The following is an 11,726-nucleotide window of genomic DNA, read 5'->3' as shown; positions in this document are numbered from 1 at the left end:
ATGGAAATAAGACATTTACGTTATTTCGTTACAGTGGCGCAGGAACTGAACTTTACCCGTGCCGCGGAAAAATTAAATACAGTACAGCCATCACTGAGCCAACAAATCAAGGATTTGGAACGTGAGGTTGGCGTACAGTTGCTGGAGCGGAATAACCGTAAGGTCGGGCTCACTGAAGCTGGACAGGCGTTTTTAAAAGAAGCTTTGCTGAGTCTTGAGCATGCAGAGCGCGCCATTCAGTCTGCCAGACAGATCGCGAATGCACAGCAGGATCAGCTGAATATCGGATTCGTGCCGGTCGCGGAAATGAAAGTCTTTCCTTATATCATGCCGAATATCCGCGCGCATTTTCCTGAACTGAAAGCACAGTTTCATAGTCTGACCGATGCAGAGCAGTTTAGTGCCTTAAGAAATGGACAGATCGACATTGCCTTTACCCGTTATCCGGGGCAGTTAAGTGAGTTTGATTCGATCCGCATTTTTGATGAGCCTTTAACCTTGATTGTGCCCAAAGATTCCCCGGCTGCGGCCTTGCCCTATGTCAGTATCAAGAGTTTTGAAAATCAGGACTTTGTAATTAGTGATGAGCAGTCCTCACCGCAACTGCATAAGCTGATTCAGGATTTTTTTAAACAGTCTAAATTAAAAGTGAATGTGGTGCAGTATTCCACCAATATCCTGCTCAATGTCAATCTGGTAGGGATGGGGTGGGCTGGAGTCTGGTGCCGGCCTATGTGATTCCATTGCTCGGCGATAATATTGTGGTGAAAAAGACGCTGGAACCGTTGCCGATGATTGGGCTCTATGCCAATTATCGCAAGGATCAAAAACATGTGGTGATTGATCTGATTTTGAAAGTATTAAAAGAAAAGTTTTGTGTGGATCTTTTTTAATATTTAAACCTTCAATCTGCCCATCTAAAAAGCCGTGCGACAGAAATGATCTGTAGCACATCCTTTTAAATCGGGACTGCAAATCACTTTATACTGAACCTCTAACAATAAAAACCGGTTGAAGCAGGATGATGAAGCTCTATAACAACCCACAATCACGTGGCTTGACCTTGTTGCCTTTGCTGAAAGAATTGCAGATTGAAGATCAGATTGAGCAGGTGGAAGTTGCCTATGAGCATATGCATCAGCAGGCGTATACACGGATCAATCCGATGGGAAAAGTTCCCTGTCTGGTAGATCAGGAGATCGTCATTTCAGAAATGGCCGCCATTTTTATCTATCTGGCAGATAAATATCGTGACAAAGGATTGGCACCTGCTTTGGATGATCCGAAGCGTGGGGCGTATTTAAAATGGATATTTTTCTGTCATGGACCCTTCACCGAATATATCGATATAAAAAATTTGCAGGTGTCGCCAGAAAATATTGAAAAGAACCGGAGAAGTTTAAGTTTTGGGAATGAAGTAGCCGTATTTGATTTTCTGCAACAGGGCATCGGGCAGGCTAGTCCTTATCTGTTGGGTGAAAAAGTCTCGGCGGCGGATCTCTGATCTTCGCCATATCTGCGAAAATTTTACCGCCATTTGACGAGTTCAGGCCCTTCCTGCAGCAGATGGCTCGCCGTGATTCCCTGAAAGATATTCCGTGGTTTCAGGAATACCGAGTCTAATTCCTCGGTCTATATATTGTCCGGGATATCTAAAAACAATAAAAAAACCACGCCGAAGCGTGGTGAAAGGTGACCCTAATATTATTTCAGGTAAAGCTTTTTAAACAGTTGCTGGCTGGTGCTTTCCATCGATTGAGGAATGGCCAGGGCAGCCACGAAACGGTCAGGACGTAAGATCACAACGGATTCAGACGTGTTGCCAAACCACGAGCGGATATTTGTGCCGATATCACCAATAGTGATGACATCTTCATACTCTTTGCGCTGGTTATTTTGCAATTGCACCGCAGGAATTACCTGGATGAATTTCACGCCGAGCGATTTCCACTGTTGCAACGTCTCCGGACTAAGACCCCATTTCGGATCAACACCCCAGGCAATAATCGCAAAATCATTGCCGATCACTTCATCCAGTAATACGGTTTCACCCGAAGCCAGTTGAACTTGAGGCTGGATAAACATCTTACCGACTGGAGAGTTCTTGGCTCCGTTACTCAAAAGTGCGCCGTCATGATATTTCGGCATTGGCTTGAAACGCATTTCCAGCAGGTACTGTTTGATCGGCTTGATGTAGTTCAGGGCATAGGCAATACCATCACGAACAAAACCTTGCCATTTTTTCGGTGGTGCCAGTACGTGACCTGCCATCACCGACAGGTCAATCATCGCCTTGGCATGGTCTTTACGTTCGATCTGATACGAATCTAAAAGTGCTGGGCCAGCTTTGCCTTGAACAACCAGCGCCATTTTCCAGGCCAAGTTAAAGGCATCACGCATACCGCTGTTATAGCCCTGACCTTGCCATACCGGCATAATGTGCGCAGCATCACCGGCAAGCAAAATACGGTCGACACGGAACTTGTCCGCAATACGGGCATTATGAGTATAGACACGCTGACGGATCACTTCAATACCATCCGTGCTTGGTAACACCTTGGACAGAAGTTTGGCAATATTTTCCGGTTTGCTCAGTTCTTCCTGCGTTTCACCCGGCATAACCATAAATTCAAACCGGCGAATACCATGTGGCAATGCGGCTGATACATAAGGACGAACCGGATCACAACATAAGTAAATATGTGGTGTAGCAAGCGGATCATTCTCAAGGTCGATCACGATCCATTGATTCGGTGCGGTTTCACCTTCAAAGGCAATGCCCAGGTTGCGGCGCACATAAGAATTACCGCCATCACAAGCAATCAGGTATTGAGCGCGGATGGTTTCTGCATCGCCCTCTTTATTTTGCAGGTTAAGTGTTACGCCGTCAGCATCTTGACTAAACTGGGTCAATTGACGAGAAAACAGCACTTGGGTGTTTTTATATTGCTTTAAGCCTTGCAGCAGAACGTTATCGACTTGTGGCTGAATAAAGGCATTACGGCGCGAGAAACCAAACTCACGTGTTAAAGGCTGAATATCTGCAAAACAGCGACCTTTAGGCGTCAAGAAGCGCATCGCATGATTCGGAGTGGTATGCGGTAAGACTTGATCGACTAAACCCAAAGATTGAATGGTACGTAAGGATTCATCATCGATTCCAATCGCACGTGGGTAATCAATCAAACTATCCAGTTGCTCGACAATCGTGACAGCTACGCCTTGCTTGCTCAGATAGTTGGCAATGGTTAAGCCTACAGGGCCGGCGCCAAGGATTGCCACTTCAGTAGTGTAATTAGTATTGCTCATAGCGAATGTCCACTCAATCGACTTGCATTTGATGCTATTAAGGGACAGTTAGAAGCCAGAAACAAGTTAGGCAATAGTAGCTTAAGTATATGGATAATATTGGATTGAAATAGGTGGTTTTTAAATAAATAATTGATTTTAATTATAAAAATAATAAAAATTTGATAGCCTGTATTAATTCTATGATCAGTTTTGACTATGGTGATAAATAGATTTTATGCAATAAAAATGCTGAACCAGCATCAAGCATGATTCAGCATCGAATAATATCGGGGGCAGTATAGGACAAAGCCTACTGGAGAATTACTGTCCCTGATATCTTCATTGAAGGATTAAACGAGTTGTTCAATCACTTAACGTGCAGCAGGTTTTGCAGGTGTCGTAGTTTCCGCAGCAGCTTCAGAGGCAGCAGGCTGCTCTGCAGATGCGCCTGCAACAGGAGCATTCGATTCAGGTAATTCCTGGGTAGTCACAATCACTTTTTCTTCTGCAGTGGTGGTTTTCGCATCTGTAGTTTTACTATCAGCAAAACTGGTGGCTGCAGCAGCAGTAAGCGTAGTGGCAAGTAAGATTTGTGCATATTTCATTTTTGGCATCCTTTTATTCATGTCATGTAATCTGCCGAGCTGACCATCACATCAATTCGACAGATGCCCATCCTAAGCACTGAAATTTTACTGAGCAAATCAATTAACAAAAGCGACACGCAGGGAATAACTCTGCAGATACAAAACTAAGAAAGTTGTTTTATTTCTGTTAATTATGCAGAGTTTTATTTAATGAAAGTGTGTATGAATATTTCAAAAACCAAATTTGAAATAAAAGTTAACATAGAAAATTGGTAATTTTGGATCATTCCATTAATTTTTATCTCTGTGATTTTCACGCCGTGTTTGCTAAGAACACGCATTTTAAAGTCACACTGTGCTTTATAATGCAGAGCATTGCTATTTCTATTCAATCTCTTGAGAGCCGATTTTGAAAATTCTGTCAGCGTCGCAGGCTATTCCTGTCCATATCATTTCCGGATTTTTGGGTGCAGGTAAAACCACACTACTCAAACATTTACTACAGCAAAAACCGGAACAGGAAATCTGGGCGGTGCTGATGAATGAATTCGGCCAGATTGGCGTAGACCAGCAGTTATTGCCACAAGATCAGGGTTATGCAGTCAAAGAGCTGCTGGGTGGTTGTCTATGTTGCAGTAGTCAATTGCCGATGCAGATTGCCTTGTCACGCCTGCTGTCAGAAGTGAAACCGGATCGGCTGTTTATCGAACCTACCGGACTGGGACACCCGGGACAATTACTGGAACAGTTGACCGAACCGCACTGGCACAGCCATTTAAACATGCAGGCTTTAGTCACTGTGGTGGATGGTTCGCGTTTGCATGATCGGGACTGGACCCAGCAAAACCTGTATGCAGACCAGCTCAAGGCAGCGCATATTGTGGTGATTTCACATACGGATTTGATGACAGCCGCAGATCACGCAGCGCTCACGCAGCTTCAGGCGGAATATCAACCTTATGCGCAACAGTGGTTAATGACTGAGCAAGGGCAACTCGATATCGAACAGATCAAACAGGACTATCGGGGTTCTGCCCGTCAGATCCAGCCTTTGTTAAAACAGCAACAGATCACCCGTTCAGCGGATACGCCCGTAGTGATTCAGCAGATGCCTTATCATTATGTAGAAAGTGCGCAGGGTTATCAGGTCGCTGGCTGGAAATTGCCAAAACGCTGGCAATTTAATTTTTATGATCTGTTGGATCTGCTCTGTGAACAAAAAGACTGGCTCAGAATCAAGGGGATTTTTCATACCGACCAAGGCTGGAAAAGCTTTAATTTCAATCCTGAACAGTTTAATTGTCAGTCGGTAGATGAAGGCATTGATAACCGGGTAGAAGTGATTTATCAACAGTCACGGGATTGGCTGGCATTTGAAACTGCCCTGATGCAATGTCGTATCGATCTGGAAAAATAACGGTACTGTTTCTAGTATGCTGAATGAATTATTGGCCTAAATCTGTTCAGCAAAATAGCGCTAAATCTTATATGCTAGGCGCCAAATTTGAGGATTATGTGATGGCGTTAAAAGCGACGATTTATAAGGTTGATTTGAATATTGCGGACATGGATACGCATCGTTATGCAGACTATCAGCTGACGATGGCGCTGCATCCTTCAGAAACCATTGAACGCTTGATGGTGCGTATTTTGGCCTATGCACGCTATGCCGATGAAGCGCTGGAATTTACCAAGGATCTTTTTGAAACCGATGAACCGGCACTCTGGGAAAAAGATCTGACCGGTCAACTGGTCAAATGGATTGAAGTCGGTAGCCCGGATGAAGATAAAGTCAAAAAGGCCAGTGCGCGTTGCAAGCAGGTCGCAGTTGTCACCTATGGTTCTGCGGTGGATGAATGGTATAAGCGCAGCAGCAAATTAAAAACCTTAAAAAATGTGGAAGTGTGGAAGTTATCTACCGCAACCACCGACGCATTGCCACAGTTATGCGAACGCACCATGCAGTTACAGCTCAATGTGATGGATGGTGAATGGACCTTGATTGGCGATCAGGGCCAGGTGCTGGTGGAGTGGGAACAGTTACAATAAGGCCAAATAAGGATGCAAGTCTGGACTTGTATCCTGTAGCTCAAATTGCGTATATCTGAGGAATAAGAATACGCAGGGTTGCACCATGTACCATGAACTTTATGATTTACTGCTAGCTGTCGCGATTGGCGCAATTATTGGTGCAGAGCGTGAGTATCACAGTAAATCTGCCGGATTGCGTACCATGATTATGGTCAGTCTGAGTTCCTGTTTATTTACCATTATCTCCCTGAAAATAGGCGTGGCCAATCCTGACCGGCTGGCCGCCAATGTCTTGACTGGGCTGGGTTTTCTGGGCGCTGGTGTTATCCTGAAAGATGATAACCGTATTTCTGGAATTACCACCGCGACTACCATCTGGATGACGGCAGCACTCGGCATGGCAGTCGGTGCAGGCTATGAACTCTTAAGTATTTGGGCCACTTTTATTGTCATGGCGGTACTGGTTCTATTGATGTATGTCCAGCGCGGCATCGAATCTCTGAATCAGGAACGCAACTATGAAATCGTTTGTCCATTTGATCAAAATGATTCCAATCACTACGAAATGCTATTTAAACGTTATCAGTTAAAAGTGGTGCATTCCTCACAAAAAAAAATTGACCAACAGATTGTCGGACGCTGGATTCTGATGGGATCGGCCAAGAATCATCAAGAATTAACCCAGTATTTACTCAATGATAAGAATATTCAGGAACTCAGCTTTTAACCCATCAATGTCCCAAGCTTAAAAAAACAGAGCAATCCAGTTTATACTGAGCTTTGAATTTTATGCCCCTCTTAGGTAAATAACCATGATCAACGAACTTGAAATTATTGATTTAAAAGTAGGCGAAGGTAAAGAAGCGGTGAAAGGTGCCCTAATTACCACGCACTATACCGGCTGGCTGGAAGATGGAACCAAGTTTGATTCTTCTCTTGACCGTGGTAATTATTTTGAAACTGTCATTGGCACAGGTCGTGTGATCAAAGGCTGGGATCAGGGGATTCTGGGAATGAAAGTTGGCGGTAAGCGTAAACTGATGGTGCCTGCACATTTGGCCTATGGCGAACGTAAAATGGGTAAAGTCATTCCAGCCAATTCCAACCTGATTTTTGAAATTGAACTGTTTGACGTAAAAACACGTGATTAAAATGATTTAACTTGCTGAATATAAGTGATATTTTTTATTTAAAGATATACGCTGGTTCCGGTGCAGTCGCTTCAAAATAGGCTGTGCTGGATAAGCTACAAAAAACATCTAAAAAGATTTGAAATCAAAAATATTCCTTGTAAATTATAAGAATAATAAAGAATTATCTTGAGATAGAACGTATTTGCATAACTCGATAAGGAATGTCTGTTTTTTTGTATTTGTCTGGGCCTTTAGCTGCATGACTTGCATCACAAGTTCAGCAATCGCTCAGGATGAACTCCCGTCGCCGTCATTTCAGCAGCAATCTCACGACCATATTACTGAAGTCCATTTTACCGAACATAGTACGAGTCCTTTGCAGGGAAAATGGCTGTTTTATCCGAGCCAGTTTATTATTCAGCCCAGTCCTGTACTGCAGTCAAAAACAGTTGAATTACCAGCCTCTTTTAAAACTCTGGCGGGTTCAAATTCTGGCTACGGTACCTTTATTGGTTATTTTAAAATTCCGAAAGAATTTCTCGGGCGACGCATCGCGATTCGGATTCCAACCCAATACGGCGCCTATCGGGTATATGTCAATGGACAGTTTATTGTCCGTCTCGGGGAAATCAGTACCACACCTGACAAACAGGTGACTGAGAAAGCACCGCGTATTGGCTATTTTGTTCCAGACACTGAGTATATTACCTTAAGCATTCAGGCTTCCAATTATACCCACTTGCATGGCGGTCTCGAACGACCAATGCAGATCGGCGTTGCAGCTACCATCAATCGCCAATTCCAGCAGCTCATGATGAGTATCGCCATGGTGTGCGGCGCGGTACTTGGGGTGGGGGTGTTTACCATTCTATTTTCGGTATTCAGGGGATCACGAGAACGTAACAGTAAAAGTATCTTTGTTTTTGGCTGGTTTATTGTCTTTTTGGCCCTGCATAACCTGTTTTCTGCACCTTATGCCTATTCGGTATTTACCAATATCAACTGGCTGTGGGGAACCCGCTTAGAGTATCTGTTTACTTTTATTGCTGCCTTCTTTTTTCTCAGTTATATGCATCTGTTTAACCGGCGCTATTTAAATCCGGTGATTTATTATATCGCGGTGGCATTACTTGTCTTTAACATTATTTTTACCCTATTTTCACCTCCTGAGATATTCGAACGTCTGGCCCTATTTAGTGCAATTTTTGCCTTGGTCATCATCGGTAATTTTATTTACGGCTTTTATCAGACCTTACGTTATAAAGAGCATTATTCGCGTTTAAATCTGATTGCGATTATTTTCCTTTGTGTCACCTTTTTGAATGATTATCTGTTGCTGATCAATGTAATTAAAACCACGCATCTGTTCTTTATCTCAACCAGTATCTATGCCTTACTAATTATGTTTCAGCAGTCCAGACATTATGCACATCAAACTTATGAGACTGAACAGCTAAACCTGAACCTGATCGCGCTCAATAATTCGCTTGATCAAAAAGTCAAAGAACGCACTCAGCAGCTGCGTGAAGTGAATGCCAAACTGGAACAGCAGATGAATATTGATGCATTGACGGGGGCTTTTAACCGGCGTGCCTTAAATCATGAAATCCAGCAGCAGTTTTTACAGACTCGGCAACAGCCGCAACATACCTTGATTTTTTCCATGCTCGATGTCGATTTTTTTAAAAACTATAATGACTACTATGGCCATTTAAAAGGCGATGAAATCCTGAAAAATCTGGTCAGGATTATTCAAGCTGCTTTGCCACCATCTGGCTATCTGGCACGTTATGGTGGTGAAGAGTTTGCGATTCTGCTCACTGGAATGCCGGTGCAAACTGCCCTGAAAAATCTGGAAAATGTGTTAAACCAGATTCGGGAACAGCGTATGCAACATCTGAATCGGCCAGATGCAAAAGATTATGTTACGGTCAGTATGGGCGCGGCCTGGGTTGAACAAAACCATGGCTATGCAGATATTCATGAATTGATGAAAGCGGCAGATGTGCAGCTCTACGCCGCCAAACAGGCAGGACGTGATCAGTTAAAAATTGAAAAAGAGGTCGATTAAAAAACATATTTATACAGATAGCGCGATTCATCTTCTGACTCGGCAGAATGTGGATGAAAGCCGCAGTGCTGATAATAACTTAAGGCAGTTTGGGTAGACTGTATTTCAATCTGATGAATTTTTTTCTTTAATAAAGTGCGATGCATTTGTTGAAATAACTCGGTGCCGAACCCCAGTCTTTGGCAGTGTTGGGCCACATAATGCATCCGGATTTCTCCAGCATCACTGACCAATAAGAATCCGACGACCTTGTCATATATGAGATAAACCCAGCAATCGTTATACAGCATATCGACAATCAGGCTGGCATGATCAAATTTTTCTAGCCAGGTTTGAATTTTGCTTTCTTCACGCTGATGATCCAGTACACAGGACTGAATGCTGTCATGAATGACCTGAATAATTTGAGGTATATCTTCGACCCTCCCTTCACGAATCATAATATTATTCATTTTCTCGAACATTTATAGGGAAGGTTTATTTGATAAAAAAGAAGAGGGTAAAAAACAGAACAATATTGTAGTTTTTTGAGAATATTTTCCGTGATTTATCCATGTGAAGATCTGTTCTGTTGCTGATTTGTCCTGTTTGTTTATCTCAAGTTCTTGAATCTCATTAGGGAGTTAAAAATAAAAAATCAAAGTAAATCAATTTTTAAATAAATCGAAGTTCGAATCTGGGTAAAATGAGCAAGCAGAGAAGATAAATAGTAAAAATAAGCCTCAAGTTTGCACTGTATAAAAAATAGACGTATGCTGGGTCAAAAGGGACTATTCAAATGAATCTTGATCCTATAACCATAAAAATAAAATTAGTCACATGAGATCATCCACCATGCTGAAATTACTGCTGTTGTTATGTGTTTTATTCATGTTGAATGCTGCCTGGATCGTAGGCAGAAAGATCTATAAAGCTCAGCGCCATCTGGCGCGTCAGCGACCAGAAAAACCGGCACAGATTTCCAGCATGACAGAGCAAGAGGTCATCGAGCAAGAGCAGCAAGTACATCTGGTGGATGCTTATGAACTGGAACTGTTTGACGATGTGGCACAGCTATTCTTTCAACGGCAGGTGCATATTGAGAATCGGGCACAGGCCGAACAGTTACAGCAAGAACTATTACAAAAAATGCCAATGCATAGTGGCACCCAGATTCGTCAGATGGATTTAGGCGAATGGTCTATTTTCTGGAATTTTTATGATCAGTCACTGGAATATTATGTCGGTCGCTATGGCGTATTCTATGCACATGTCGACCGTTTTGGAGAAGAGCACCGGCATGAAATTCGCAGGGAACTTTTGCATTCTGACTGTGCTTAGAACACAACTTTCAGTCATTCTGTCGATTGAAGATCTCAGGCTAGGTACTTAAGCCATTGTAATTCAGAAAAGGTATCTCATGCCTTAGCTCAGATTTTTTCTGCCGCTTGGCAGAAATAGCCCATATAATTTATCTCCTTTTAGCCATAATCTTGTGCTAGAAAAACCTCAAGACTCGCGAGTCGTACCCTCGAAATAGTCGTTTAGATTTTACGAAGTCTGGCGAGCAATGATCCGGACTAAAAAGGCAGAAATACTATGATCATTGATTTTCATCAAGCACAATTACAGAAGTTTATTGCACTGGCGATGAAGATCGAAGCTGAGCCTGAACTGTATTTGCAGTTTGATTCTGTGTCTGATTTTTATAAGGCTGACTGGCTGCAGGCTTTCCCAGCTGTTACAGAATACTCTGTTTCCGGTCTGGACGATGGTGCCGATGAGTTTCATGCCGTGATTTATTATGGCGAAGCGCAGCTACAGATCAGCTGTGGACAGGCACAGCTTTCAGTAAAACTATGTTGCAAACATTGACCGGGCTGCCGGAATTTCCCGATAAAAGAATAATGACATCCGCTATAAAGTTGATATAAATTGCAGAGTCATCTCTGTATCTGATTTTTATTCGCATCAGCCGAGAGTGGCATAGGCGAATATCGTAATAAAAATAAGGAAAAAATAGCATGGCACATCAGTTCACCGTGAAAGCAATTATCAATGGCGTGTCTATTGATGAATTTAAGCGTTTGGCCAATGATATTCGTTTGCATGAGGCAGTTTGCCATCGAATTCCTGCGCAAAACTTGGAAATCCTGGTTTCGGAAAAGCAGGGGCATATGTATACCCTGAAACGCGCTTATAATCTGGATGTTAATATTCCGGATATCGCAAAAAAATTACTCAAAGATGCCTTCCGTTTGCAGCGTACCGATGTTAGCGATCTGAATGAAATGACTTCGACGGTACAACTCGGTGCGAACTTGCCGATCGAGGCCATCTGTCAGCGTGCAGTCACTGGAGATGAAGACCAGATCCAGTTCCAGTTAAACTGGACAGTCAAAGTCAAAGTGCCTTTGCTGGGTGGCATGCTAGAAAAGCATGCTGAAGGTGAGATTCGTAAATTTAGTGAAATTGAACTCAGCATCGTCGAAGATGAATTGCGTAAAGGTCTCACCGCTTGAAGCAATCAAATACTGTGATTGACCTAATTTAAAAACTGGTCAGGTTAGACGCAGGGTAGTGGTAGCTGATTGGGCGGTAGATCGCTATTTTCAGGGTACTGCCACTATCCAA

General features: G+C 43.0%; 11 protein-coding genes and 2 pseudogenes. 10 read left to right on the top strand and 3 right to left on the bottom strand.

Annotated features, from left to right (window positions below; genetic code table 11):
• Window positions 1–893, top strand: a pseudogene (locus MTX11_RS04115) (LysR substrate-binding domain-containing protein).
• Window positions 894–1,024: 131 nt separating this feature from the next.
• A pseudogene (locus MTX11_RS04110) lies at window positions 1,025–1,623 on the top strand (glutathione S-transferase family protein).
• 81 nt (window positions 1,624–1,704) lie between these two features.
• On the opposite strand, the gene MTX11_RS04105 reads toward MTX11_RS04110, so the two are convergent.
• A complete protein-coding gene (locus tag MTX11_RS04105) occupies window positions 1,705–3,309 on the bottom strand; it encodes a bifunctional 3-(3-hydroxy-phenyl)propionate/3-hydroxycinnamic acid hydroxylase (protein ID WP_243474431.1) in 1,605 nt (534 codons plus the stop codon).
• Window positions 3,310–3,662: 353 nt separating this feature from the next.
• Window positions 3,663–3,896, bottom strand: coding sequence for a hypothetical protein (locus MTX11_RS04100; RefSeq protein ID WP_004645811.1), 234 nt, complete (start codon window positions 3,894–3,896; stop codon window positions 3,663–3,665).
• Between the two features lie 391 nt (window positions 3,897–4,287).
• Between MTX11_RS04100 and MTX11_RS04095 the strand changes: the two genes are divergently transcribed.
• The 5 genes from MTX11_RS04095 (at window position 4,288) to MTX11_RS04075 (ending at window position 9,113) form a co-directional block, all read left to right on the top strand.
• Window positions 4,288–5,295, top strand: a complete 1,008-nt coding sequence (locus tag MTX11_RS04095) for a CobW family GTP-binding protein (protein WP_243474430.1) — start codon at window positions 4,288–4,290, stop codon at window positions 5,293–5,295.
• 101 nt (window positions 5,296–5,396) lie between these two features.
• Window positions 5,397–5,927: a YaeQ family protein gene (locus tag MTX11_RS04090; RefSeq protein WP_026056583.1), complete on the top strand. Its 531-nt coding sequence runs from the start codon at window positions 5,397–5,399 to the stop codon at window positions 5,925–5,927.
• 85 nt (window positions 5,928–6,012) lie between these two features.
• The gene (locus MTX11_RS04085; RefSeq protein WP_243474429.1) at window positions 6,013–6,636 is read left to right on the top strand and encodes an MgtC/SapB family protein; all 624 of its coding nucleotides are present in this window, start codon (window positions 6,013–6,015) and stop codon (window positions 6,634–6,636) included.
• An 85-nt stretch (window positions 6,637–6,721) separates the two neighbouring features.
• Window positions 6,722–7,060: an FKBP-type peptidyl-prolyl cis-trans isomerase gene (locus MTX11_RS04080; protein WP_138742988.1), complete on the top strand. Its 339-nt coding sequence runs from the start codon at window positions 6,722–6,724 to the stop codon at window positions 7,058–7,060.
• 241 nt (window positions 7,061–7,301) lie between these two features.
• On the top strand, window positions 7,302–9,113 hold the full coding sequence (locus MTX11_RS04075; RefSeq protein WP_243474428.1) for a sensor domain-containing diguanylate cyclase: 1,812 nt from the start codon (window positions 7,302–7,304) through the stop codon (window positions 9,111–9,113).
• Here MTX11_RS04075 and MTX11_RS04070 read toward each other — a convergent pair.
• Window positions 9,110–9,577 carry a GNAT family N-acetyltransferase gene (locus MTX11_RS04070; RefSeq protein WP_004280657.1) on the bottom strand — a complete coding sequence of 156 codons (468 nt, stop codon included), beginning with the start codon at window positions 9,575–9,577 and terminating at the stop codon, window positions 9,110–9,112. The genes MTX11_RS04075 and MTX11_RS04070 overlap by 4 nt on opposite strands.
• A gap of 370 nt (window positions 9,578–9,947) precedes the next feature.
• On the opposite strand from MTX11_RS04070, the gene MTX11_RS04065 reads away from it, so the two are divergent.
• The 3 genes from MTX11_RS04065 to MTX11_RS04055 all read left to right on the top strand — a co-directional run bounded on the left by MTX11_RS04065 (window position 9,948) and on the right by MTX11_RS04055 (window position 11,614).
• Window positions 9,948–10,433, top strand: coding sequence for a hypothetical protein (locus MTX11_RS04065; RefSeq protein WP_005106287.1), 486 nt, complete (start codon window positions 9,948–9,950; stop codon window positions 10,431–10,433).
• Window positions 10,434–10,691: 258 nt separating this feature from the next.
• On the top strand, window positions 10,692–10,967 hold the full coding sequence (locus MTX11_RS04060) for a hypothetical protein (protein WP_243474427.1): 276 nt from the start codon (window positions 10,692–10,694) through the stop codon (window positions 10,965–10,967).
• 149 nt (window positions 10,968–11,116) lie between these two features.
• Complete coding sequence (locus MTX11_RS04055) at window positions 11,117–11,614, top strand: DUF2505 family protein (RefSeq protein WP_004280652.1); 498 nt, start codon at window positions 11,117–11,119, stop codon at window positions 11,612–11,614.
• Window positions 11,615–11,726: the final 112 nt, after the last annotated feature.

This window comes from Acinetobacter lwoffii, assembly GCF_022809915.1.
GTDB lineage: Bacteria > Pseudomonadota > Gammaproteobacteria > Pseudomonadales > Moraxellaceae > Acinetobacter > Acinetobacter lwoffii_M.
The sequence above is the reverse complement of the archived record's forward strand: the minus strand, read 5'-3'. Positions and strand labels throughout refer to the sequence as shown.

Excerpts from the sequence above, each read along its gene's own strand:
- MTX11_RS04105 (WP_243474431.1), bottom strand. The coding sequence starts at position 3,309 with ATGAGCAATACTAATTACACTACTGAAGTGGCAATCCTTGGCGCCGGC.
- MTX11_RS04100 (WP_004645811.1), bottom strand. The coding sequence starts at position 3,896 with ATGAAATATGCACAAATCTTACTTGCCACTACGCTTACTGCTGCTGCA.
- MTX11_RS04090 (WP_026056583.1), top strand. The coding sequence starts at position 5,397 with ATGGCGTTAAAAGCGACGATTTATAAGGTTGATTTGAATATTGCGGAC.
- MTX11_RS04085 (WP_243474429.1), top strand. The coding sequence starts at position 6,013 with ATGTACCATGAACTTTATGATTTACTGCTAGCTGTCGCGATTGGCGCA.
- MTX11_RS04080 (WP_138742988.1), top strand. The coding sequence starts at position 6,722 with ATGATCAACGAACTTGAAATTATTGATTTAAAAGTAGGCGAAGGTAAA.
- MTX11_RS04075 (WP_243474428.1), top strand. The coding sequence starts at position 7,302 with ATGACTTGCATCACAAGTTCAGCAATCGCTCAGGATGAACTCCCGTCG.
- MTX11_RS04070 (WP_004280657.1), bottom strand. The coding sequence starts at position 9,577 with ATGTTCGAGAAAATGAATAATATTATGATTCGTGAAGGGAGGGTCGAA.
- MTX11_RS04065 (WP_005106287.1), top strand. The coding sequence starts at position 9,948 with ATGCTGAAATTACTGCTGTTGTTATGTGTTTTATTCATGTTGAATGCT.
- MTX11_RS04060 (WP_243474427.1), top strand. The coding sequence starts at position 10,692 with ATGATCATTGATTTTCATCAAGCACAATTACAGAAGTTTATTGCACTG.
- MTX11_RS04055 (WP_004280652.1), top strand. The coding sequence starts at position 11,117 with ATGGCACATCAGTTCACCGTGAAAGCAATTATCAATGGCGTGTCTATT.